Source organism: Saccharomonospora marina XMU15, from assembly GCF_000244955.1.
Lineage (GTDB): Bacteria > Actinomycetota > Actinomycetes > Mycobacteriales > Pseudonocardiaceae > Saccharomonospora_A > Saccharomonospora_A marina.
The window spans coordinates 2,396,117-2,420,032 of record NZ_CM001439.1; the positions used below are offsets into that span (position 1 = coordinate 2,396,117).

Annotated in this window: 20 protein-coding genes and 3 pseudogenes; 11 read left to right on the top strand and 12 right to left on the bottom strand. The window is 66.4% G+C overall.

The features are described from left to right. Positions 1-229 precede the first annotated feature (229 nt). The 3 genes and pseudogenes from SACMADRAFT_RS30855 to SACMADRAFT_RS11440 all read left to right on the top strand — a co-directional run. On the top strand, positions 230-6,625 hold the full coding sequence (locus SACMADRAFT_RS30855; protein ID WP_232285575.1) for a LamG-like jellyroll fold domain-containing protein: 6,396 nt from the start codon (positions 230-232) through the stop codon (positions 6,623-6,625). Positions 6,626-6,999: 374 nt separating this feature from the next. Beyond that, entirely contained in the window at positions 7,000-7,176 is a 177-nt protein-coding gene (locus tag SACMADRAFT_RS29905) for a hypothetical protein (protein ID WP_157617233.1), read from the top strand. Positions 7,177-7,436: 260 nt separating this feature from the next. Next, positions 7,437-8,203 (top strand): annotated as a pseudogene (locus SACMADRAFT_RS11440) (transposase family protein); the annotation flags it as partial. Between the two features lie 406 nt (positions 8,204-8,609). Here SACMADRAFT_RS11440 and SACMADRAFT_RS31380 read toward each other — a convergent pair. Continuing rightward, positions 8,610-8,819: a hypothetical protein gene (locus tag SACMADRAFT_RS31380; RefSeq protein WP_232285606.1), complete on the bottom strand. Its 210-nt coding sequence runs from the start codon at positions 8,817-8,819 to the stop codon at positions 8,610-8,612. A 306-nt stretch (positions 8,820-9,125) separates the two neighbouring features. Next, positions 9,126-9,548 carry a MerR family transcriptional regulator gene (locus SACMADRAFT_RS11445; RefSeq protein WP_009153977.1) on the bottom strand — a complete coding sequence of 141 codons (423 nt, stop codon included), beginning with the start codon at positions 9,546-9,548 and terminating at the stop codon, positions 9,126-9,128. A gap of 69 nt (positions 9,549-9,617) precedes the next feature. On the opposite strand from SACMADRAFT_RS11445, the gene SACMADRAFT_RS11450 reads away from it, so the two are divergent. Together SACMADRAFT_RS11450 and SACMADRAFT_RS31385 are read left to right on the top strand one after the other, a co-directional pair. Next, positions 9,618-10,445 (top strand): SDR family NAD(P)-dependent oxidoreductase, encoded by an 828-nt coding sequence (locus tag SACMADRAFT_RS11450; RefSeq protein ID WP_009153978.1) that lies wholly within the window; start codon positions 9,618-9,620, stop codon positions 10,443-10,445. Between the two features lie 362 nt (positions 10,446-10,807). After that, on the top strand, positions 10,808-11,017 hold the full coding sequence (locus tag SACMADRAFT_RS31385) for a transposase (RefSeq protein WP_157617235.1): 210 nt from the start codon (positions 10,808-10,810) through the stop codon (positions 11,015-11,017). Between the two features lie 116 nt (positions 11,018-11,133). On the opposite strand, the gene SACMADRAFT_RS11455 is transcribed toward SACMADRAFT_RS31385, so the two are convergent. Continuing rightward, a complete protein-coding gene (locus SACMADRAFT_RS11455) occupies positions 11,134-11,604 on the bottom strand; it encodes a MarR family winged helix-turn-helix transcriptional regulator (RefSeq protein WP_040925656.1) in 471 nt (156 codons plus the stop codon). Positions 11,605-11,662: 58 nt separating this feature from the next. Between SACMADRAFT_RS11455 and SACMADRAFT_RS11460 the strand changes: the two genes are divergently transcribed. The 3 genes from SACMADRAFT_RS11460 to SACMADRAFT_RS31395 all read left to right on the top strand — a co-directional run bounded on the left by SACMADRAFT_RS11460 (position 11,663) and on the right by SACMADRAFT_RS31395 (position 12,986). Then, positions 11,663-12,034, top strand: coding sequence for a VOC family protein (locus SACMADRAFT_RS11460; RefSeq protein ID WP_009153980.1), 372 nt, complete (start codon positions 11,663-11,665; stop codon positions 12,032-12,034). 383 nt (positions 12,035-12,417) lie between these two features. Further along, a complete protein-coding gene (locus tag SACMADRAFT_RS31390) occupies positions 12,418-12,681 on the top strand; it encodes a hypothetical protein (protein ID WP_408640348.1) in 264 nt (87 codons plus the stop codon). A gap of 191 nt (positions 12,682-12,872) precedes the next feature. Next, positions 12,873-12,986, top strand: coding sequence for a helix-turn-helix transcriptional regulator (locus tag SACMADRAFT_RS31395; RefSeq protein WP_408640354.1), 114 nt, complete (start codon positions 12,873-12,875; stop codon positions 12,984-12,986). 436 nt (positions 12,987-13,422) lie between these two features. Here SACMADRAFT_RS31395 and SACMADRAFT_RS11465 read toward each other — a convergent pair whose 3' ends face one another. After that, positions 13,423-14,334: a helix-turn-helix transcriptional regulator gene (locus SACMADRAFT_RS11465; RefSeq protein ID WP_009153981.1), complete on the bottom strand. Its 912-nt coding sequence runs from the start codon at positions 14,332-14,334 to the stop codon at positions 13,423-13,425. Positions 14,335-14,514: 180 nt separating this feature from the next. On the opposite strand from SACMADRAFT_RS11465, the gene SACMADRAFT_RS11470 reads away from it, so the two are divergent. After that, a complete protein-coding gene (locus SACMADRAFT_RS11470) occupies positions 14,515-15,429 on the top strand; it encodes an alpha/beta hydrolase (RefSeq protein WP_009153982.1) in 915 nt (304 codons plus the stop codon). A gap of 163 nt (positions 15,430-15,592) precedes the next feature. Here the strand turns inward: SACMADRAFT_RS11470 and SACMADRAFT_RS30865 are convergent. Further along, a pseudogene (locus SACMADRAFT_RS30865) lies at positions 15,593-15,988 on the bottom strand (IS3 family transposase); the annotation flags it as partial. A gap of 182 nt (positions 15,989-16,170) precedes the next feature. Between SACMADRAFT_RS30865 and SACMADRAFT_RS11475 the strand changes: the two are divergent. Next, positions 16,171-16,995, top strand: coding sequence for an SDR family NAD(P)-dependent oxidoreductase (locus SACMADRAFT_RS11475; RefSeq protein WP_198285961.1), 825 nt, complete (start codon positions 16,171-16,173; stop codon positions 16,993-16,995). 695 nt (positions 16,996-17,690) lie between these two features. Here SACMADRAFT_RS11475 and SACMADRAFT_RS31400 read toward each other — a convergent pair. Continuing rightward, positions 17,691-17,960, bottom strand: coding sequence for a transposase (locus SACMADRAFT_RS31400; RefSeq protein WP_408640349.1), 270 nt, complete (start codon positions 17,958-17,960; stop codon positions 17,691-17,693). A 481-nt stretch (positions 17,961-18,441) separates the two neighbouring features. Between SACMADRAFT_RS31400 and SACMADRAFT_RS31405 the strand changes: the two are divergent. Beyond that, positions 18,442-18,864 (top strand): annotated as a pseudogene (locus tag SACMADRAFT_RS31405) (transposase); the annotation flags it as partial. A 299-nt stretch (positions 18,865-19,163) separates the two neighbouring features. On the opposite strand, the gene SACMADRAFT_RS11485 reads toward SACMADRAFT_RS31405, so the two are convergent. The 6 genes from SACMADRAFT_RS11485 to SACMADRAFT_RS11510 all read right to left on the bottom strand — a co-directional run bounded on the left by SACMADRAFT_RS11485 (position 19,164) and on the right by SACMADRAFT_RS11510 (position 23,904). Further along, positions 19,164-19,913, bottom strand: coding sequence for an ABC transporter permease (locus SACMADRAFT_RS11485; protein WP_009153984.1), 750 nt, complete (start codon positions 19,911-19,913; stop codon positions 19,164-19,166). Further along, positions 19,910-20,833 (bottom strand): ABC transporter ATP-binding protein, encoded by a 924-nt coding sequence (locus SACMADRAFT_RS11490; protein WP_009153985.1) that lies wholly within the window; start codon positions 20,831-20,833, stop codon positions 19,910-19,912. The genes SACMADRAFT_RS11485 and SACMADRAFT_RS11490 overlap by 4 nt, the downstream gene beginning before the upstream one ends. Continuing rightward, positions 20,830-21,099, bottom strand: coding sequence for an AbrB/MazE/SpoVT family DNA-binding domain-containing protein (locus SACMADRAFT_RS11495; protein ID WP_009153986.1), 270 nt, complete (start codon positions 21,097-21,099; stop codon positions 20,830-20,832). The genes SACMADRAFT_RS11490 and SACMADRAFT_RS11495 overlap by 4 nt, the downstream gene beginning before the upstream one ends. A 131-nt stretch (positions 21,100-21,230) precedes the next feature. Continuing rightward, positions 21,231-22,028 (bottom strand): hypothetical protein, encoded by a 798-nt coding sequence (locus SACMADRAFT_RS11500; RefSeq protein WP_157617236.1) that lies wholly within the window; start codon positions 22,026-22,028, stop codon positions 21,231-21,233. A gap of 26 nt (positions 22,029-22,054) precedes the next feature. Further along, positions 22,055-22,486 carry a DUF3592 domain-containing protein gene (locus tag SACMADRAFT_RS11505; protein ID WP_040925657.1) on the bottom strand — a complete coding sequence of 144 codons (432 nt, stop codon included), beginning with the start codon at positions 22,484-22,486 and terminating at the stop codon, positions 22,055-22,057. Between the two features lie 233 nt (positions 22,487-22,719). Continuing rightward, entirely contained in the window at positions 22,720-23,904 is a 1,185-nt protein-coding gene (locus SACMADRAFT_RS11510; RefSeq protein ID WP_009153989.1) for a PQQ-dependent sugar dehydrogenase, read from the bottom strand. Positions 23,905-23,916 lie beyond the last annotated feature (12 nt).

The window sequence follows — 23,916 nt, forward strand, 5'->3', positions numbered from 1 at the left end:
TATCGCGTTCGTCGTTCCCGCGCCGATCATGTGGGATTCGAGCGCCGGTGAGCAGTCGAGTCCGACGCGCCAGGGCCCGGTCGAGCAGCGCTTGGAGCGTGACGGGGCCGGCTGGCGTGTGGTGCTGTCGGCCGATCATGATTGGGTGAACTCGCCGGATCGCAGCTTTCCCATCACGGTCGATCCGGGCATTCATACGCACACGTTGTATGCGGCCTATGACTCGTTTGTGTCCAACAGGTGGCCGAACACGAACTACGACGTGTACTCCGAGAGCGGTCTCGGCTATTTGGACAAGGTCGGGTATCACCCGGACGCGGGTCGGAACAAGGCGTACGCGTTCTACGACCTGTCCCATGTGGCGGGCAAGCAGATCATCGACGCGAAGTGGCATGGGTTCTGGGTGCATTCGTATCTGCACGATACGAAGACGCGGTTCCGGCTGCATCCGGTGAATTGTGGCTGGAACAAGTCGACGATCACGTGGAACAACCGTCCGTGTATCCGGGACGCCCAGTACAAGGACGCGCAGGGCAAGGAGGCGACCTGGTCGCATGTGGACATCACGGATTGGGTGAAGAAGTACGCCTCGGGTTCGTGGGCGAACCACGGGCTGATGGTCGACACCGCGGGCGACGGGGTGAACTCGTGGAAGAAGCTGGGCGCGGCGGAGCGGGGCCCGGACAATGGCGCGTCGGTGGTGACGGTCGATTTCAACGACTGGCCGGCTAAGCCGTCCCGGCAGGGCTGCTCGGGCGACGGTTGCACCCTGCATAGCGGCAGCCGTCAGCTGGGTGTGAACATCGTGGACGGCAACAACGACCCGATGACCGTCCAGTTCTACGTCTCGACCAGTTCGGACGTGATGGAGTCGCACTTCACGTCCCACCAAGTGGACGTAAACGCAGGGTCCACGTCGGCGACGTGGACGGTGCCGTCGCTGCAGTGGGACGAGACTTACTACTGGCGGGTCCGGATCCGCGATCCGTACATGCCAGACAACACGTGGCGGTACTCGGATGTGTGGAGCTTCCGGACGACGAATACGACACCACCGGTACCGGCACTCGACGCACCGGCCGACCGGGCTGTGGTGATCGACAAACAGCCCACGCTGACCGCCGATGCGGTGACCGACCCGGACGGGGATGCGGTGCAGTACCAGTTCTCGCTGGCCACCGGTGCCGACGGCCGGTCCGGGCAGGTCGCCCGCTCTGGATGGCTCGACAGTCCGTCGTGGCAGGTGCCCGCCGGGGTGCTCAAGGACGGGGTGAGCGACACGTGGACGGTGCGGGCGCGGGACAAGGAGCCCGGCACCGAGAGTCTCTACGCGCCGGCGCGGAAGCTGAAACTGGACCTGCGTCTGGGCCTGCAGGATGCGGTGCCCGGCGACGAGACGGGTCCGGTGAAGGTGAACCTGTCCACGGGGAACCTGCTCACCACCGCGAGCGGCCCGTCGATGCACACCGTCGGTGGTGATGTGTCGCTGGATCTGACGTACAACTCGCAGTCGGTGGACGAGACGGGGCTGGTGGGCGAGTACTTCACCGGCGATTCCACCAGCGGCATCGACGACGACGAGACGCCGGTGCTGGTACGCACCGATGCGCAGCTGTCGTTCGATTGGGCGCGGTCGTCGCCGTACGCGCCGGTGATCGCCAAGGATGGTTTCCGGGCCCGCTGGAAGGGCTATCTGCGTGTCCCCGAGGACGGCGACTACGTCTTCGGGGGTTACCACGACGACGGGATGCGGGTCTGGATCGGCGGCGACAAGGTCTACGACCGGTGGAACTCCTGGACGTCGCCGAGCGATCCGCCGGACTTCACCGACGCGACGACGAAAACGCTGCAGGCAGGGCAGACCTACTCGATCCGGGTCGAATACCGGGAGGGCGCGAACCTCGCCCAGGTCGAGCTCTGGGCACGCAAAGGTACGGGCGACGGGGTGCCGGTTCCGGCGTCGTGGTTGTCACCGACCGCGCCGGTGCTGCCGCCGGGCTGGTCGATGTCGGTCGGTTCGGATGCCAGTGGCGCGAACTACACCAAGGCCACCCTGACGGAGAACTCGGTGGTGCTCACCGACGCCAACGGGGCGAGCCACTCCTACACGAAACTCTCCGACGGCGGCTACGCCCCACCCCCGGGTGAGCACGGGATCCTGTCCCGCGACGCGAACGGCAAGCTGACGTTGATCGACGACGACGGCACGACGTTCGCGTTCACCTCCGCCGGCGGGCTGGCCTCGATCACCGCCCCCATCGACGCCCGCAAGCCGGCGGCGACCCAGTTGCAGTGGTCCAGCCTGAACGCCGGGAACGTGGTGCCACGGTTGACCAAGGTTACCGATCCCGTATCAGGCCGCGCCATGGCGCTGCACTACTCGTCGGGCGATCTCGACACGCTGGACCCGGCGTGTGAGCGGGACCCGTGGCAGGCCTACGCGTGGCCCGCTCCGGCCGGGTTCCTCTGCGGCGTGACCATGCCGGACGGATCGTCGTCGCAGTACTACTACAGCAACGGGCGCATCGGGGCGATCGAGTACCCGGGCAACCAGTGGATCCAGTACGCGTTCAACGGCCAGCACCTGCTGGACGGGATGCGCAGCTCGCTGGCCATGGACTGGGTCCTGGCCGATCCGGACACCCGCGGCCCGCTGGACAGCATGAACTACCAGTTCGGCTACGACGGCCAGCGCCGGGCCTCCTGGGTCGAGACCCCCGAGCCCAGCGGGTTCGACCAGACGCCCACGGAGAAACAGCACAAGGACTACACCTACGACGCCGACGCCACCACGGTGAACGTGGCCGGGATGGACAGCGAGGCTGGGTTCAACCGGCGGATCACGAAGGACCAGGCAGGCCGGATGATCGCCGACACTGACGGCACCGGCAAGACCACGAAGTACACGTGGAACGCCGAGGACCAGATCACCTCGACCACCGACCCGGCCGGTCGGCTCTCCACCACGACCTACGACGATCATGGCAATCCGACCCACACGGCGGGACCGGGGCCGGCCGGGTGTTTCGGCGACGACCGGCTTCCCCTCGACCCCGCACCCGACGGGTGCGCGGGGGTCCCCCAGACGGTCAAGGCCTACGACGAGGGCTACACCGGCCTGTCCAGCACGTGGTGGAACAACCCCGACTCCTCCGGTGCCGCCTACGGGTACTCGACCACGGCGCCGAACCAGAACTGGCGGACCAACCCGCCCACACCCGGCGTTGATCCCGACCGGTTCTCCGGCCGCATGTCCGGGCAACTCCAGGTCGACACGCAGGGCGACTACCTGTTCGGCACCGCCGAGAACGACGTGACCGACGGCATGCGTGTCTATGTCGACGACAACCTCATCGCCAACCGCACCTACGCGCCGAGCGTGTACGCCGACAAGCCGGTCGGCTACTGGAGACTGGGCGATGGCGACGGGGATGTGCGCGACCAGTCCGGCAACGGACACCGTGGCACCTATTCGGGCACGGTCACCCGGCAGGGGAACGGGGCGATGCCCGACGACAACAACACCGCCGCCGACTTCGCCGGCGGCAAGGCCCAGATCCCGGATTCCGACACGCTGGATGTCACCGGTGCCATGACGCTGGAGATGTGGGTCAAACCCCGCCACAACGAGGACGGCGGCGGCTGGAACGACCTGCTGTCCAAGTACGGCGGTACCGACGACGCCCCCATGCCGTACGAGCTGTCACTCAAGCCCGACATGACCATGCAGCTGCGGCAGAGCGGCAGCGGCACGACCTGGCAGAAGGTCACCTCCGACGATGCCGTGGTCCCCGGCCAGTGGAACCACATCGCCGTCACCCGCACGGCGGGTGGCAAGGTCACCTTCTACCTCAACGGGGAGAAGGCGGGCGGCGGCAGCTTCGCCGAGCAGGGCGCGGCCAACGCGCACCCACTGGTGATCGGCCGTCGCGAGAACGGCGGCAACGCCGCCGCCCAGATCGACGAGGTCGCGGTCTTCGACAAGGCCCTCGCCGAGAAGACCCTCTCCGCGCACGTCGCCGGAGCCGGCACCGTCAACAACGGCCGCCGCGCCATCACCCTCTCCCCGGGATCGCACCGTGTGCGGCTCGAGTACCTGCGGCATGCACTGCGCGGCAACATCACCCGCAGCACCGACGACCTCAACTTCACCTGGTACCGCATAGGCGGCAACGGCTGGAAGGCCGTCCCCGACGACAAACTCATCCCGAACTACGGGCTGCGCACCTCCACCACGCAGCTGGAGTCGCGCGGGGTGCCGGACAAGAAGCTGATCACCAGCTACGGGGAGAATCTCGATCCGGCTTACGGCATGGACGAGCGGGCGGTGGTCAATCCGGACGGCCTCGCGATGGGTGGTACCGCCACCTACGAGATGCCGGGGGAGGGCTACCTGCGTCGTACGGCGAAGACCAAACCGACCGGGGCGCAGACCACCTATACCTTCTACGGCGACACCGAAGTCCGGGACAACCCCTGCACCGACGAGGCGGACCCGGTGAACCAGAGCGGTCTGGTCAAGACGGCCACCATGCCCACGGCCGCCGATGGGACGACGCGGGTGGAGGAGCAGGTCTACGACGTGCTCGGCCGCACCGTCGCCGACCATCTCACCGGGCAGGGCTGGGCGTGTACCAGCTACGACGCGCGAGGGCGCCCGGCGACGAAGACGTTTCCGGTGAACTCGGCCGACGGCGAGCGGACCGTGACCTACGACTACGGCGTAGACGGGAACCCGCTGGTCAGCTCCGTCAGCGACCGGTATGGCACCATTACCACGCGGGTGAACCTGCTCGGCCAGACCGTCGCCTACACCGACGCCAACGGGGTCGAAACCGACACCGAGTTCGACGCGCTGGGCAACACCACGAAGGAGACCGTGATCACGCCCCATGATGGTCAGCAGGTCACCACACGCACCTACGACGACGCGGGCAGGCTGCTGACCACCGAGCTGGACGGCACCACGCTGGCCACCGCGACCTACGACGACGCCGGACAACTGGCAAGCGTCGTCTACGCCAACGGCACCTCGCTGGCCGGTGTCGACCGCGACGGCGCCGGCCGCCGTGGTGGGCTGACGTGGGAACTGGCTGACGGCCAGCAGGTCACTGCCACCGTGACGAGGTCCCGGGCGGGCACGATCGTCGACGAGAGCCTCAACGGTGTCGATCCGCGTCCGGACGGGCCCAACTATGTCTATGACGGTGCGGGCCGACTGACCGAGGCTTACGTCTCGGGACATCACTATGCCTACGATTTCACCAGCCAAGCCGCCGACACCTGCCCCGAGGGAACGCAAGCGAATGCCGGGAAGAACACGAACCGTGTGAAGCTCACCGACACCACGGCGTCGGGGACCGCGGTCACGGGGTACTGCTACGACACGGCGGACCGGCTGCTGGCCACCCAAGGTGCGCTGGAGACGAGCTATACCTACGACGCGGCGGGGAACACGACCACGATCACCGACGGGGACTCCGAGACGTCTCTGGGGTTCGACACGGCCGGCCGTAATCTGACCGCGCGGACGACGGGACCGGAGCCTGCGTCGGTGGCCTACGTGCGGGATGCCACGGACCGCATCATCCTGCGCGGCGTCGACGAGGGCGACAGTCCTGGTCAGGTGCTGTATGGCTACACCGGCGACGGTGACGGCGCCGCGCTGACACTGGACGGAAACAAGCGCCTGCTGACCCGCACGCTCGTGCTGCCGGGTGGGGTGCTCTACACCCTGCATGCCACGGTGCCCGCAGGGGAGGCGGACCATGCGGGCTGGGACTACCCGAGCGTGCGGGACGACCTGGTGCTCTCGGCCGACGACACCGGCAGCCAGGTCGGCCCGTTGCGCCGCTACGGACCGTACGGGCAACCGCTGGGCAGCGACGGTGCGGTCGATCCGGATGAGGTGCCGGACAACCAGCCCGGGGACATGGACTACGGGTGGCTGGGGCAGAACCAGCGGCCCTACGAGCACGCCGGGTCCCTGGCCCTGGTGCAGATGGGCGCGCGTCCCTACAGCCCGCTGCTGGGCCGGTTCCTCTCCACCGATCCCGACCCGGCCGGCGCGGCCAACGACTACGACTACGTCGGCGCCAACCCGATCAACACCCTCGACATCGACGGACGCAACTGGTTCACCGACAGAATCAGCGACGTTGGCAGCGCCCTCAAATCCGCCGGCGAATGGGCCTGGGACCACAGGCAAGACATCGCCACCGTCGGAGTAGCAGTCGGCTGCACATTCCTCACCGCGGGCGGATGCGCCTTCGCGGGAGGTGCCCTCTGGGCCGTATCGCTTGCGGATGAGTACATCACCACTGGCACGATTGACTGGTGGAAGGCAGGCACCAACCTGGCACTTCAGATCACCAGTGCTCGTATAGCGAAAAGGCTGGCCGGCGGCTGGCGTGAACGTAACGTCCAGTACAACGCCAAACGCCCCGCGGTGAAACGCGCCAGAGGCCGTCACCGTGCCCATGTGGACAAGAAGGGCACGGCCAAGAAATGGGGCTCGAACGCCGCCCAAGCCGGAGTGGCCTACACCATCGGGCAACTCATCTCGTACGCTCCGGACGCATCCGGCAGAAAATACTACCGAAAAGGAGGAATGGCATTCTACTAGAAACGGATCCACCCGGAGAGCATGTTTCGACCATACGCAACAACAAACAAAGAATCGGAGGGACGATTTCGTCCATTGTAGTAGTCATTGCAATTATTTCAGGAATCATCTTTGGATACAAGAAAGGTAGACCATTCGAGGTCGCTGTCCAATTTGTAGCACTGACAGTTCCGGTGCTCTGGCTTAACATAGCCATACTGAGAACGAAGATTATTGTTACAGATGTAGGGCTGTATGTTCGGAACTGGTTTGTGCCGCACTGGGTTCCGTGGGGTGCGGTGCGAGAGTTGGGTGTCCAGAATGACTTGCTGGTTGTGCTGACGGACGGGAGCGTGATTCGGCCGAGTGTGGGGCAAGGATCGTTGGCGAGTGCAATGCGAGGAAACCGGTCACAGCGCGCGCTCCGGGATCGCATCGACAAGCTGCGTGCGCAGGCACCCGAAGTTCCGGCAACCAGTGTGGAGCGGAAGCTCCAGTTGGGCGTGATCCGTATGGTTGCGCTGTTCGCCGTCTTCTTCGCGATCCTGCTGGTGCGCAGAGCGTTGATGTGATTCGCGGACGGTGCACGGTACGTTGGAAATGAGTTGCGAGTGCGCAACGCTGGTAATATCGCCACGAGAATTGATGGCGAACAAAGGTCTCGTCGGCTTTGTCCACTGAGCCGTTTTCATCCTGGTCTGGATGTGTTGGCAGGCAAGGACTCTCGCTGATCACGAGTTGATGATCTTCGGCGTGTCGGCGCCGTGATGTGGTGAAGCCCCTGGTAGCAGGACTTTCGACCAAGATCGTTCTGCTGAACCAGGGGCTTCAGGTGTTGTTCTACCGTGCTGCGCTGCCGTTGTCACGTCAGACCCTGACCCCTTTGTGTCCGGGCTGATCCGCACGTACCGCCGCGAGATCGGCTCGCCGTGGCGGTTGCTCAACACAGCCGAGCAGGCGTTGCTGGTGTTGGTCCACCTGCGCAAGGGCGAGCTGTTCGCCGAGGTCGGCGTCGGGTTCGGGGTGTCGACCACGACGTGCTGGCGGTATGTGAACGAGACCGTCGAACTGCTCGCCGCGCGGGCGCCGAAGCTGCGTGCGGCGCTGCGGGAGGCCAAGCGTGCAGGCCATGCCTATGTGGTCATCGACGGCACGCTGATCCCGATCGACCGGATCGCCGCCGACCGGCCCTTCTACTCGGGCAAACACCGCAAGCACGGGGTGAACGTGCAGGTCATCGCCTCACCGGACGGCACCATCCTGTGGGTGTCCGGTGACCTGCCCGGCGCCACGCATGACACCGCGGCCGCCCGGATCTGGAACATTCTCGCCGCCCTGCGCGACGCCGGGCTGATCGCGTTGGGCGACAAGGGTTACCACGGCTACGACCCGACCGGAGCACACGTGATCACGCGGTACAAGGGCCGCAACAAGCCCGAATCGCAAACCGACGCCAACCGGGCCCACGCCCGGCTCCGCAGCCCCGGTGAACGCGCCAACGCCCAGCTCAAGACCTGGCGCATCCTACGCAAACTCCGCAACTGCCCACGCCGCGCCGACCGCCTGACCAAAGCCATCCACGTCCTACAGAACCACGAACCCGCGAACGACGGCGAGATGGAGGAGTTGCACGACTGCGGTCGCGGGATCTTGGAGTGTTGCCGCCACATGTCGTGGGACGAGGCCGCGCCACCGGTCACGTCGGTCGAGGTGGATGTGCTGCGTCAGCAGTGGTACGCGGTGATCGGCGCGCTCGTGCATCTGGATCAGGCCGCGCCGGATGACTGGCACGCGATCAACGCTACGGGGCGGGAGGTGGCCGAGCTGGGGCGTCGGATGATCGCTTTCCCCGCCGAACCTTGAGCGCGGCCGGGAACCGAAGCCCGACGTGCAGTTCGCTACGAATCTTGGAAAGAGTGATGACCGAAAACAGCCTGCCAGCAGCAGATCTGGACGCCGTGCTTGCGCGCGCCTGCGGCGACATCGAGCAAGCCGTGTCCCGCGCCTACAACCTCCCGGGCCGCGCGATGGAGGACCCAGACCCCACGACACTAGGGCAGCTGGCCCACGCCACGATGCCGCCTTCTTCGGCGACGGTGAATCCGAGTTCAAGGAGCAGGAACCCGATGCGCCGCAGTGGGGGTAGAGAGTCGTTGTCGCCCGCGTCTTTGCGGGCGTACCAGGGGCCGGTCTCGCGTTCGACCGCGCGACGCAGGCGAGGAACGGGAACGAGCTATGGCCGAGGCCAACCATGCGGACAGCGTGTGGCGCACCGCCATCCGCGCAGCCTGCGACGCAGGGGAGAGACGCAAGACCGTCGCTAACGTCGCCGGCGTCTCCGTGCACAGGGTGACCAGATCAACCAGGAGCGCCACCGAACAAACCAACCTCGCGCGTTCATCGTGTTGTGGGGAGTGTCCGTGATCGCTGACACTCCCTCCAAACAAGACACGCTCTCAGTGGAGAAGTGGGATTTCAACTGGCTGCTGCACCGTGCTGTCCATCGGGTCGGGAGCGCCTACTACGGCAGGCGGGCTTCGTGATCTGGTGCCGGGCTACACGATGAGTGAAAAGCATGGGCGGTGGCGAGGTTGGCCGGGGCTGCGGCGCCTGAAAGATAGCGCTCGAGCATCTCGCGTCGCTCGGCGAGTTGCCGCTCCTGATAGGCCAACTGGTCGCGAACCTGTCGGACGCGATCGAGGAGCGCAGTGCACTCACCCTGGGGCGGCTTCGGCCCGGTGTGCGGAATGATGTCGCGGATGATCTCGGAGGGAAGGCCTGCTTGGTAGAGGTCCTGGATGAAGGTGACCTGGCGCACTGCCTGCTCATTGTATTCGCGGTATCCGTTGGCGAGCCGTTCAGCGGGCAATAGGCCCTGCTCTTCGTAGTACCGCAGCGAACGTGTGCTGACTCCGGTGGCCTTGGCGAGCTCTCCGATGCGCATGCTCCGGCCTCTTTTCCCGCCCGCGACGACTTGACATTGACGTTAGTGTCAAAGTTTAGCGTGGCGGTCATGACGGTGAACAAAGCGAGACTGCGTAAGCAGCGAACTCTCGGCCAGGGCACCGCGCTGGTTACCGGGGCTGGCACGGGTATCGGGGCCGCGATTGCGCAACGGCTGGCAGCACGGGGGATGCACCTGGTCTTGGTGGCGCGGGACGCGGAGCGCCTGGAGGTTGCGGCGCAGCGGCTGCGCGCCGAATACGGGATCGACGTGCTGGTCGTGCGGCTGGACCTGTCGCAGCATGACGCGCCGGCCCGTCTGATCAGGCTCGTGAGGGACGCCGGAGTCGAGGTCGAGATCCTGGTCAACAATGCCGCCGTCGCCGTTGTCGGGTCGGTGGCTGAAGCCGACCCGGAGAGGATGCGGGCGCTGATCAATCTGAATGCTGCGTCGGTAGCGCAGGTGAGCGCGCTCTTCCTGCCCGCCATGGTGGCGCGTGGCCGGGGCGCGATCGTGAACATCGCCAGCACCGCAGCGTACGCACCGGCGCCCTACAACGCTGTGTACGCGGCATCGAAGGCGTTTGTGCTCTCCTTCACCCAGGCTCTCTGGTTTGAGACCCAAGGCACCGGGGTCCGTGTGGTGGCGGTGAGTCCCGGCGCGGTCGAAACACCGATGAATCCTGGCCGCGGTGTCGGCAAACGGAGGCCTGAGCAGGTCGCAAACACTGTCATGAGGGCTCTGCGAGGCCGCGCCTCCGCGGTCGTCGACGGCCGTGTTTACGCCATCCAGGCATTCCTGTTCGACCGTGTTCTGCCGCCCCGGACGGCCACACGGCTGACCGGGAAGTTCTTCCGTGCGGCGGCGACCCGGAAGAACGCGACTCAGAGCGGTTAGCGCTCAGGCAAAGACCGTGACCTTCATGGCTCACGGAGCGATTGCCGCTGGTAATGGGCTTGCTGGAGTGCGGTATTGATGGCGACGCCAGTATGACCAGCGCATGATGTGGGTGGTTTTCGCATCGCTCACGCTCGCGTCGCTCCTGTCGGTTGAAATTTTGTGAGCCGGCGAGCTTCCGCATGCTGTCGTTTGTGTGTCGCGGGCTAGGCGATATAAGCGATCAGCGATGTGGGGAGGTGGTGCCCGGAGCCGTTGTGGCTGCTGGCCCGACTGCTGCTGCCTGATGCGCCGCAACGCCACCAGTACGGAGGTCGGCGCCGCTGGGACGACCGGGTCTTATTAGCGGCCATCCTGTACGTTTGCGGACCGGATGTGCTTGGTCGGCACTACCGGCGTCGTTCGGGGTCAGTACCGCGACCGCGCATCGCTGGTTCAACGAGTGGGTCGAGGCGGACGTGTTCGCCCGGCTCCCACCAGATGATGCTGGCTCTGCTGGCTCGGCAGGGGCGATCGACTCGTCACGTGCGTCGGTGGACGGTATGCAGGTCCGCGTGGTCAAAGGGACCTGACCAGGCCCGGCCCGGTCAACCGGGGCAAAGCCCGGCAGCAAGATCCACGCGATGAGTGAGCGCCGCGGTATCCCACTGTTGAAGCGCCGTGAATGGTGGCGGCACGGTCGTTGCCGTCAGGATCCGAACTTGTGGTCGCTGTCGAGGGGAGTGAGCGCGTCTGCGCAAGCGACCAGATCGCGTAGCAGCCGGTCTTGCTGCGCCGCGGAGAACGACGTGAGCATTCGCTGCTCGACTGCTCGTACGGCGGCACTGGCGGCGCGTAGTTGCTTGCGGCCGGCGGGCGTGAGTTGGCTGGGAAGCGCTCGCCCGTGCGGTGCTGTCGTCGGCCGTGCGATAAGCCCGCGGACCTGCAATCCGCGCAGCACCAGGTTCATCGACTGGCGCGTGACGAACACTGCGCGCGCCAACTCCGCGTTGGACAGTCCTGGTTGCTGCGAAAGCACTTCCAGGCAGGAGTACTGGGGCACGGTCAGATCCAGTGGCCGCAAGGCGGCGTCCATTGCCGCGCGTAGCGCGCTTGCAGCCCGTTTGAGCGCGTAGCCCACCGCCTCGTCCAAGGGACCGACCATCTCTACTTGACCCATGTCAGCATCATGACATACATTCCATATGTCAGCATATTGACAAGCGACGGAGTGGAACATGACTGTGACCGGACCTGATTTCCTTGCCCTGCAGGTGCGCGACCTCGATCGTGCGGTCGAGTTCTACGAGGCCCATCTCGGATTGCGCAGGTTGCCCGCCAGTCCGCCTGGGGCAGTGGTATTCGACACCGCGCCGATTCCGTTCGCGTTGCGAGAGCCGCTGCCAGGGGTCGACCTGGACGCAGCCTCCCCGCACCCTGGGCTGGGGGTGGCGCTGTGGTTCCACTGCGACGACGCCCAAAACCTTTACGAACGGTTGGTCGCTGCTGGTATCGTGATCGTCACAGCTCCGTTCGACGGGCCGTTCGGACGCACGTTCGCCTTCTCTGACCCGGATGGTTACACGATCACCCTGCACGACAAGGCATGACGGACAAGCGAACTCCTCGATCCGGCGAGGATCGCTGCGGCCGCGGCAGGAATCCCAGAGTGCCGCCGAACTGCACGCCGCCCTGGACGGGCCTCGTGTGATCAACTACGCGCAGTGGAGCAGCGAGCAGGCATACCGCGAAGCGTTGCGGCGTCCCGAGATCCGCCATCTGCCGGGATGCTCGAACGCGGTTACGGACGGATCGTTCTGATCGGCTCACTGCATGCCGAAGGGGCAGGCCACGATCGGCATGACGGCGAACGGCGGCACCAAGGCCGCGCTCGTCGCCTACGCTGCCGACGAGTTGGCCGGGCTCGGTGTCATTGTGAAACACCATCCATCCCGGATACATCGCCACGGACGCGAGCAGTCACCTCCCTGCTGTGATCACCCGCGTGCTCGAGGCGCTCACCCCTGCCGGCAGGACGGGAGTTTCCGGCGATGTCGCGGGTGCAGTGGCGATGCTGACTCGTGAGGAGGCCACGTTCGTCAACGGCGTCTGCATTCCGGTGTCGGGAGACCTGAACCATCCCGTCTCGTCTCGGCGCTTGACGTGGAAGCTGCCGAGTCCGGCTCCATCGCCGCGACGGGCAAGTTCGGAACCGGTGAGGGCCAGATGGAGGGGGAAATGGTTCGCAGCCCCTTGACCAGATCCACGAGCACCCTCAACACGCATGGGCCATCGAACAGCTCGCCAGCGTGGCGGGCATGTCGCGCACGTCGTTCAACCGGCGTTTCACCGTCCAGGTCGGACTGCCACCGATGACCTACGTGACCTACTGGCGACTTCGCCTGCGCCACCCGCCTGCTCCGGCAGATCACCTCCGGACTGGCCACGATCGCCCGTCAGGTCGGCTACTCCAACGAGTTCGCATTCGCCACCGCGTTCAGGCGCGAGTACGGTCTCGCTCCCGGCCGATTCCGCAATCACCCGGACCCACTTCCGAAATGACATCGACAGAGACTTCCGTGACGCTGCACCATCGGCTGACCTTCCACGGCGACGTCAGCCAGCGCACGGGCATGACGATTGCCACCCGGCGCGATCGGCCGTCACATGATCGCAAACCACCGCGGCCCGCCTGCGCGCTCACGCTCGGCGCTACCAACAGCGGACGTTCAGGCGTGGGCCCAGGTGCTCAGCGGCACGCTTTCCCAGCCAGGCGCCGACGTCTTGCCCCGCGACCTGCTCTACCACGCCCGGTCCGGGGGTACCTATACCTGTTGCACCACGACATCCGGCGACCGCTCGTGGACGCTGCCAACAGTGGATTCACCGTGATCGTGTCGTCGACGACCTCGACCGATACGGACCGAAGGCGGCAGGCGAGTAACCTCTCGGAGACGGGGTGGCTGGCGACGGGAACCCAGAAGTCTGGCGGCGCTGCTCAGGTATTCGAGGAACTCTCGGCTTCTGCGGGGTTCGGGGAGTGAGCGATCCAGCTGGCCAGCAGCTGGATCGCATCGTGTTCCGGTGAGCCCGGCTGCGGGGTGATGACGGTCAGGACCTGGTCCCCGGCCGCGTCGACGGTGAGGTTCTCGAAAGGCAGGGTGACCTCTCCGATCAGGGGCTGCCGGAAGACCTTGGTACCTGCCCTGTGCGCTTTGACGTCGTGGGCGGCCCAGCGGGTGCGAAAGGCCTGGCTGCGTGTGGACAGCTGACCGATGAGGGCGACCAGCGCCGGGTCGTCGGGGTGTCGGCCGGATTCGATGCGCAGCATGGCCACGGCGTCGTTGGCGATCCGTTCCCACTGGGGAAACAGCCGCCGGGCCGCGTGCTCCTCCAGGAACACGAAGCGCGCTGAGTTCACCGGGCCGTCGGTGTCGAGCATCGGCGCGTAGAAGGCGCGCCCGAGGTCGTTGGCGGCGAGGATGTCGAGGCGGCTGTTGGCCACTATGGCCGGCAGATGCTGTATCGAGTCCAGCAGCACTCGGATCCCGGGGCTGACGGTGTCCTTGCTCGAGTCCTTGCCCGGTGCCTTGCGGCGCTTGCGGGCCTCGGGGGTGAGGGCGGCGAGCAACCGGCCCAGGTGTGCGCGTTCGTCGTCGTCGAGCCGCAGCACTGCGGCGATGGACTCCACGACGCCCGCTGAGGGGCTGGTGGCCTGGCCGCGCTCGAGGCGGATGTAGTACTCGGGGCTGACCCCGGCCAGCAGCGCCACCTCCTCCCGCCGCAGGCCCTTCACGCGCCGCCGGGTCCCGGTCGCCGGCAGACCGGCGTCGGCGGGTGAGACCCGCTCACGGCGCGTGCTGAGGAATTCGCGGACCGCCGCGCGCGCCGCATCCTTCTTCTCGTCCATTCATCAAGGGTAGAGGCACACCGGACACCCAAAGGGTCACTGCGAGTACCCCTCTCGGCAGGCCCTGTCTCGACCGCGGAACCCAGTGTTCCCTGGATACCAGAGAGCCGAAGACCGAGACAGCCCACACTCGGCGGGCGCCCTCGCCACCACCATTCACACCCAGCAACGGAGCAGATAATGCAGCATGTCACCTTCCCCACCGACGACCGCCGGATACTGGCGGGCGACGTCTACCTGCCGGAGGGCTCTGACGAGAACGGCAGCTACCCGGCGATCGCGGTCGCCCACCCAGGCGGCGCCGTCAAGGAGCAGGCCGCCGGCCTGTACGCGAGCAGGCTGGCCGAGCGGGGCTTCATCGCTCTGGCCTTCGACGCCTCGTACCAGGGTGAGAGCGGCGGCGAGCCACGCTTTATGGAGGACCCCTACGCCCGCGTCGAGGACGTCCGCGCCGCCGTCGACTACCTGCAGTCCCTGGACCATGTCGACGCAGAGCGCATCGGCGCCCTGGGCATGTGCGCCGGCGGCGGCTACGCGGTGAACGCCACCATGACCGACCACCGCATCAAGGCGCTCACCACGGTCAGCATGTTCAACACCGGTTCCAGCTTCCGCCGAGGCTGGTTCGGCCTCGATCCCGACTCGGCCTTCGTGGCGACCCTGGAGCAGGCCGCCAAGCAGCGCACGGCCGAGGCGCAGGGCGCCGAGACGTTCTTGGCCCCTTACGTGCCGACCGAGGTCGACGAGATCGCCATCCGCGACCTGCGCGACGCCCACGAGTACTACCTCACCGAGCGCGCCCAGCACCCCAACGCTCAGAACAAGTTCGTCTTCGCCCGCAGCGCCTCGAAGATCGCCGGGTTCGACGCGTTCCACCTGGTCGAGGACCTGCTCACCCAGCCACTCCTGATCGTCGCGGGCAGCGAGGCGAGCACGCTGTGGTACTCCACCGAGCTGTACAGCCGGGCCCGCAGCAACAAGAAGCTGTTGCTCGTCCAGGGCAGCGCGCACATGGACCTGTACGACGTCCCCGAGTACATGAACAAGGCCATCGCCGAGATCGCCTCGTTCTTCACCGAGCACCTCGTCGGCTGACCCCTTACCGCAGGGCCAACGGGTAGCCGCCCCACCCTGCTCGTTCGTGATCCCCCGAGTGCGCGCGGGCACCGCATCAGGTATCGCTCTCCGGAAATGGTCGACGCCTACCGTGGCTCGCGGAAGGCATCCGGGTCTGCTGCACGAGTAGGTGCAGTTGTAGTCACGCAGCCTGACCTGCCGGCGTGGTCATGATTGCTTCGTATTCGATGGGGTCAACCGGCCGAGGGCGGTTTGGCGTCTGCGGCGGTGGTAGGTGCGTTCGCTCCAGATGACGATCGCGATCCGGAGTTCGTCGCGGGTGGGTCAGGTACGGCGGTCGAGAACATTGTTCTGCGGCAACGCGAAGAAGCTGTCCATCGCGGCGTTGTCTCCGGGCTGCGTCGACCCGGCCCATGGAACCGGCCAGCCCGTGGCGTGCGAGCGTACGGACGAACTTTGTGGACCGGAACTGACCAGGTCGTCGCGCACCACCCAGCAGGGCGACGTCGTCACGCCTGGCGACGGCGTTGGTGAGCGCGGTGACAGCGAGGCGGGACTTCATCTGAGAATCGATGGAGTTACGACGTCCTCGCGTGGAACCCGCTCGCCGCGGCGCTTCTGGAGGACTTCGCGCCGCGAACGCAACATGATCCGCCGGTATTTCCTGCACCCCGATGCGGCCCGCCGACACTACGGCCTCTCGGGCGGCGACGATGGACAACTGTCCGAATATGAGGCGGGGGTGCTAGGTGGCCGGCCATGGCGGCCGGTCGGATGCGGCCTCACTCTCAACGCGAAGGATCGGGACCTATGTACAACTACGCGCAGCCTCTGGAGAACAAGGTCGCGCTCATCACCGGCGGAGGACAGGGCATCGGCCTTGGTACCGCGGAGGAGTTCATTGCTCAGGGTGCGCGGGTGGTGATCACCGGGCTCGATACCTCTCAGCTGGAGCAGGCGTGTACTCACCTAGGTCCAGCGGCGGCAGGTGTGGTCGCGGACGTGCGCAGCGAACAGGAGATGCGGACAGCGCTCGAGCACGTGGTCGACAGGTTCGGGCAACTCGACGTGGTGGTTGCTAACGCTGTCGTAGGCGACAGCAACCCGCTCGGCAAGATCACCGAGGAGCAGTTCGACAACATCTTCGACACCAACGTCAAAGGCGTGCTGAACACCGTGCAGCCCGCGATGGCGCTCCTGCCGGACGACGGCAGTGTGGTGATCATCGGCTCGACGGCGTCGATCAAGGGGAGTTATGGAATGAGCCTCTACGGTGGCGCGAAGGCGGCGTTGCGGAGCATGGTCAGGGCATGGATCGTGGAGACACGAGGGACGGGTATCCGGATCAACGTATTGAGTCCGGGTGCGGTGGACACTCCCTCGCTCCGGTCCGCCCTGGCCGACGCGATCGGAGACGAGGCTGGCGTCCAGGCCGCTGTGGACGAGATGGGGGAGAAGTCGCCACTGGGCCGTCTGCTCCAGCCGCGGGACATCGCGCGATCCATCGCGTTCCTCGCCTCTGATGCGTCGAGTGCGATCACGGGCGTCGAGCTGTTTGCCGACGGGGGCCTCGCCCAGGCCTGAGCGCAGGCCGGTTTCTGATCTGGCACAACGAGTTCGTATGCGCTCGGCGGTGGCAGCGTGGGCTGTCCGGGCTGTCGAGCGACATCCACCGCAACGTTCTGTCCACCACGCGCGATCACGACCGTGATGTCCGTGTCCGTCACACGCCGTGGCCGCGCAAGCCGGAGTTGGGTGTAGGCAACCAGGATCAGCCAGCCCCATCGGTCGGCTGCCTCGGATGTGCGCAGTTTCGGGAAAGCCAGCCGGGTCTGCTTGAACAGGCGGAAGGTGTGTTCGATGTCAAACCGGCGCAGGAACGCCTGCCACAGCAGGTCGACCATGACTGGTGTAACCGACCCACCTCCAAGCGGATCACTGTGCCCTCCAGAATGGGCAGGTTGCCGAGGTGGGTGATCCAGGCGGTGCAGTGGGTCAGGCGGGGATGCAGTCGGTTCCACGCGCAGGCCAGTGCAGGGCCGTAGCGGCGGGTGTCGCTGCGGGTGGGGATGTGCGGCTCACCCCAGGTGTCCGGATCGCAAACGACGAATCCACCGCCGTGCCGCCGCGGACCGCCTATCGTCCTCGGCATGTGGTGTGGGGCCGGGCGACGCAGGACCGGTCCGAACGCATCCGCACCGACACTGGCAGGTCATCCAGCACGAACGCCAGTCGGGGACCGTCGTAGCCGGCGTCGGCCACGACGAGGATGTCCGGACTCACCAGGCTGCCCGGTGCCCTGCCGTGATCAGCTCGGTCACCACCCGTCGGAGTTGGTCGGGGGTCGTCGTCTCCCGGCGCGAGCCGCCTGATATCCAGAGGGGCGGTCCAGGACTGCGCCCGGTCTCCAGCGCGGCAACGACCGAGTACGGCCAGCCCGGAACCATGAGGTACGTGTCCTTGCCACGGCCGCAGGTATGACACAAGATCCGCTGTGGCGTGGTATGCGCCTCAGGACGCAACCAACAAGTGATGTCCGGGGCCAGCACCAGCCCGCCCGGGCAGCCGCCCGGAGGCCGAGGCGTTCTCGGGCGAGCTGACGCAGCGCCGGTTCATCGACGGTTGGGTTTTGCATCGGGCGTCGTTGCGGGTGGCTGCCGGCGCCGCTGGATTCGTTCGGGATGGTTGCGGGTGGGGTGGGTGTGTGTTGGTGGTGGTCTGTGCCGTTGGCTCGAGGGGCTGGGGAGGGTGGTGGGCGTCGCATGTCGCCTGCTGCGCCAGTACGAAGTGAATGATTGTCCTTAAAGGACGTGTCGGGGTTCGGTGTGCGGGTGTTGGGGTTTACGGTTGCTGGTCTGGTCCGGTTATGCTGGTCGGTGCCTTTCGTGGCGGGTGCCCCCGGGCCGTGCTGTCGGGTATGGGGGGAGGTCTCCGGTCGATGGATCAACGACCAAGAAGATCAACATCTGACCGCTACGGGCATTGGCAGTCGATCTACCAGATGTCTCGTCCTTGGCAGCGTGAAGGCGTGTGGCCCTGGATTCGCTGCGCGCCGCGGGCCTGGGCCGATGCGGGGGGACTGACCGACTGGCAGGTGTCGGTGGCTCCACGATCAACCGGGCCCACCAGCATGCCGCTGTAGCCCGCCGCCTAGATGAGCAGGTCGAGCCGCCTGGTGACGGACCGGCCGATCACGCGCTGGGGCGTTCTCGGGGCGGTTTCGCCACGAAGATCCACCTGGCCTGTGAACAAGGCCGGAGACCGTTATCACTGCTGATCACCGCCGGTCAACACGCCGACAGCCCCCAGGTGGCCGCCGTGCTCGACGCGATCCGGGTGGCACGTCCCGGACGCGGACGCCCGCGTACCTGCCCAGCACTGGTGCCGGCCGACAAGGCCTACTCATCCCGACCGAACCGCGCTTACCTGCGCACACGCGCGATCGCGGCACTATCCCGGTCCCGAAAGACCAAGCTGCTCATTGACACGCCCGCGGATCGGCCGGAGGCCGACCACCCGCGTTCGACCCCACCACCTACCGCCGGCATCACGCCGTGGAATGCGGCATCAACAAAGCTCAAACACCACCGCGCCGTGGCCTGCCGATACGACCAGCTCGCCCTCCGCCACGAAGCCACCGTACACATCGCCACGATCGACATCTGGCTACGCGACCCCGCCAAGATCAATTCCTACAGCACCTATGCCCCCTGGGGCACGCGTCTGTCAGGACGTGCCTTGGCCGGTCGCGCTCAGGCACGTTCCCAGCGGAACAGCAATGAACCCAGTGCGCCGAAGACGATGACCATGGAAAGGAGGATCCCGGTGGGCAGGAGCAGGCCTGACCATGGCTGTCCCTCCCACAGTCCCTGGATGAGGTTGGCGAAGTGCCGGACGGGGGAGAAGTTCATGACCGTCTGGACGCCGTCTGGCATCGTGGCCAGCGGGACGAAGGCTCCCGAGGAGAGCATCAGCACCAGCATGAGGGCGTTGCCGATGCCGGTGGCCGCGCCTGCGGATGGGTACAGGCCTGCGAGGGTGTATCCGAGGGCCAGAAACGCGACGAGCCCAAGGGCTGCCGCTGCCAGGACGGCGACGAGATTCCCCGAGGGGGTGACGCCGAAGACGGCCCAACCCACGGCCAGAGCAGAGATCATGCTTGTCATCCCCACCACGAAGTTCACGGTCAGGTCCGCGGCAACGAACGTGGAAGGTCGCAGCGGCGTCAGGCGGAGCCGGCGCAGGGCGCCGCTCTCGCGCAGGGTCAGCAAGCCGACAGGCGCCAGCAGGACGCCGGTGATCGCCAGCACCAGGGAGGGAAACGCCGGGAGCGTGGCTTCGATGAAACTGCGACCACCGAAGGCTGGATCGGGGCCGCTGTCGAAGATGAGGCCGAGCACGAGCACGAGAAACGGAGCGAAGATGAAGGAGAAGAACAGCCCGACCGGTTCCCGCACCAGGGAACGCAACAGGGTGGCGGTGAGTGCGCGATAGCCGGTCATGCCGCCTCCCCCGCCCGCATCGCGCGGCCAGTCAGGTTCAAGAAGACGTCTTCCAGCCCCGGAGAGGTGACGCGCAGATCGGCGATCCGCACGCCCCATGTAGTCAGCTGGTTCATGACGTCTTGGATGAAGCCGCCGACGCCCTGCACGATGAGTTGCTTGCCGTCCGGCTGGACGGCGGTGACAGTCTCGATCAACTCCAGGTCCAGGCCTGCTGGTACCGGCTCGGTGAAGCTCAACCGCGCCGTAGCGTCGCCGGCATGGTCGCGGATCAGCGCCGGGACAGTGTCCAGGGCGACGAGTCGGCCATGGTCGATGATGCCCACCCGGTCACACAGATGCTCGGCTTCCTCCATGTAGTGCGTGGTGAGTACGACGGTGGTCCCTCGATCCCGGATACTCGCCACAACGTCCCACATCGCCAGGCGCGCCTGCGGGTCCAGCGCGGTGGTCAACTCGTCGAGGAACACCACCTCGGGCTCGTGGAGCAGCGCCAAGGCGATGAACAGGCGCTGGCGCTCACCCCCGGAGAGGCGGTCAACCCTGGTCTTCTGCTTCCCGGCGATGCCCAGCGTGGTAAGCAGCTCCCACCACGGGGCGGGACCCTCGTAGAGGGCAGAGAACAACCGCATCGCCTCCGCGACGGTGATCCGCGGCGGCAGGGCCGCGCTCTGTAGCTGCACGCCGGTTCGCAAGGTCAGCGCGTGCCGATCCCTGATCGGGTCGAGTCCGAGCACACTGATTCTTCCTGACGTCGGCCGGTCCAGCCCCTCGATGCAGTTCAGCAAGGTGGTCTTGCCGGCACCGTTGGGACCGATCAGACCGAAGATCTCCCCCTCCTCCACCCGGAACGAGACCTCGTCCACGGCGGCCAGATCCCTGAACCGGCGCACCACTCCCTCGCACGTCACCACGCTCACTTCTGATCGTCTGCCCGTTCGGCGTCATCTTCACTCGGGATGGTCGGTGGCCCCGAAGGCATCGCCCGAGCGATGAACCGATCGAAGACGTCCTGCCGCACGATCGCGATCCCCTGCTCGATATCGGCAAGCAGCAGCAACGTGTCCCCGGGCTTGATGCCGAACAGGTCACGCGCGCCCTTGGGGATCACGATCTGCCCCTTCTCTCCGACCTTGACCGTGCCGGCGAACTTGCCCGGCGATGGAGGTAGACCTTCGGCATCCACGCGGACCCCCAAATCAGGCGGCTACTTTTCATACAAGTATAACTTGGTTCGTTGGTCGGGCTGAGGTCGGCTCTGCCGACCTCAGCCCGACAGCCCCGTTGGGAGATCTAACGCCGGACGAGGTTCCGGAGTCAGTCGCCACTGGACATGGCGAATCCCAGCAGAATAACGATGCACCCCAGTAGAAAGTGGGACAGCAACGTCGCGTACGAGGGAATGTCCGCGGGCGTGGCTTGGTAGGCGAGGTGCGCCTGCGAACGGCCGAAGGTCGTGAACGAGACCGCCTCGGCGGGAGTGCCCGGAGGGCGTGACCTCACATGGCGTGGCAGGTAGATCACCGGCAGTTCCCTTCCCCTGGGCGGAAGACGCTCGCCTCCGTGCGCGGGGGACAGGAACGTGCGGGTGTGGCCATCTTGATCGACGTACCCGATCAACGAGCACCTGCGCGGAGTTTGCCGGTCTCTGTCGTAGCGGTGCCAGATCACTGTGGCCTCAGCCCGAACCCCGTGTTTTCGCAGCCGCCATCGCCGAAGGGCTTCCCCTCTGAAGAGATACAACATGATGGCAAACCCGGCTCTCGGGAACGAGGTCGCCGTCATTCCCAGCAGCTTGCCCGTCACGTCGGCGGGCCGGGCGTGCTGCGGTTTTCCGGGGAGGTACAGGATGTCGAAGGTCTCACGGACCGCTATCACGCCACGGCCGGTGTCCACCGGCGAGAGCATGACCGTTTGCGGTTGGCCGTGCTGGTCCACGAAGTCCACGCGCATGCGCGAAACCTGGTCCGGTTCGACGACGCGCTTCAACACCGTGCCGGTGGTACGCACACCGTGCCGCCGCAGCCGCCGCACCCGGTACGGCGCGCCCAGCAGCAATCCCAGGACGATGATCCCGCATACGACCATGATTCGACCGATGCTTGCCGGTCCCACGAGTTCCCCTGTTCCGCCAGCGTCCGTCAGGAGCCGACAATCCCGGCTACCGGCATCAGAAACACCAGACCCACCAGGGTCTGGACCACCACGGCTCTGGCGAACGTCGCCGTTGTGACATGCAGCCGGGCGTTGTCGGGCTCGTCCGGCAGGTAGGCGACCTCCAGTTGCTCGCCGACCGGGGTGAGCCGCTTGCACGGTTCGGCGATGCGCATGAGCCGTCCCTGGCCGTACTCGAAGTCGGCAACGATGTACCAGTGCTTGTCCTTGACAGGTTGCGACTCCACCGTGGCGCCCACCCGGCGCGTTTCCGTAACGACGTGGTCGATCACCGTGGCGGTCGCGCGGACACCCCGCAGCCTGAGCCGCCGTCGGTACCCGGCTTTGCCCGCGACGTCTACCAGTATGGCCGACCCGATGCAGACGGAGACGGCCAGAAGCGCAGCAACGGCTGTCACGAGGAGAGAATATCGAAACGCCACCTTCAGGTGCGTGCTTCAACGTCGTTCACCTCGACTCCACCACCGGCCGACGGCGGTCCACCTTGGACGGCGTCCCGTCAGCGTTGGCGCGCGGGTGCGGTAGCGTTCGGCGCTCCGGTGCATGTGCGGCGAAGTGGTCCGCGCTCCCGGCCGGGGTCTGTCGGCACACATTGGTTTCCTCGGAGTCGTGAGTGCTGCGCCATGTCGGTTCAGGACGCGGGTGCGGCGACGGGGACGCGGAGGATGCGGTCGTCGCCGGGGCGCGGGTCGGTTCCGCCCCAGGTGGCGCGGTCGGTGTTGGAAGTGATGAGCCAGAGCGTTCCGTCGGGTGCGACTTCGACGGTGCGGATGCGGCCGTAGGTGCCGACGAGGTGGTCGATCGGTTCGGCTGTGGCTGTGCCGCCGTCGACGGGGAGCTGCCAGAGTCGCCGGCCGCCAAGGGCGCCGATCCACAGCGAGTCCGCGGCGTAGGCCATGCCGGAGGGGCTGGCGTCGTCGGGGTGGATGGCCGCGATCGGTGGTTCGCCGGTGTCGCCGGCGATGCCTTCGGTCTCGGGCCATCCGTAGTCCGTGCCTGGGCGTAGGACGTTGATCTCGTCCCAGGTGCGGTGCCCGAGCTCTGATGCGTAGGCGGTGCCGTCAGGTCCGAACGCGATGCCCTGGACGTTGCGGTGTCCGCTGGAGTAGATGGGCGAGTCTTGCGGATTGTCGGCGGGGATCGAGCCGTCGGTGGCGATTCGCAGGATCTTGCCGTTGAGGGAGTCTTCGGTGGCGGCGTTCTCGGGTTGGAAGGCGTCGCCGGTTCCGATCCAGAGGTGCTCGTCCGGGCCGATGACGATGCGCCCGCCGTGGTGGCGGTCGGCGGTCTGAATGCCGTCCAGCAGCACCCGGTCGACGGTGAGGGAGGAGAAGTCGTCGGCGACCGTGAGCGCGACGATCCGGTTCTCGTCGGCACCGGAGATCGAGGCATAAACCGTTCGGTCATCGCCAAAGTCGGGGGAGGCGACGATGCCGAGCAGTCCGCCTTCGGAGGAGACCTCCACGTCGGGTACTACACCGACGGTCTGGTGGGCTCCGCCGCCGGCGGACACGCGCAGGATCCGCCCGCTGATGCGCTCGGAGACGAGCGCGGTCCCGTCGGGAAGGAAAGTCAGTCCCCAGGGTGCTTCGAGCCCGGTGGTCAGCTCTTCCGGCTCGCCCAGCGTGGCAACAGACCCCGGTACGGGCGCAGGCGCGGAGGGCGCGATCGCGGTCCGCTCCGGCTCGGTCCCGGTAACCGTGCAGCCAGTCAGGGCGAGTCCTAGAAACATGCAGCCGACGGCTGCGACGCTGGCCAACGAGCGCCCGGGGGCCTGCTTCTTCGGCGTGGCTGGGTGTGGACCAGGTGCCCGCATGGTGCTCCTTGC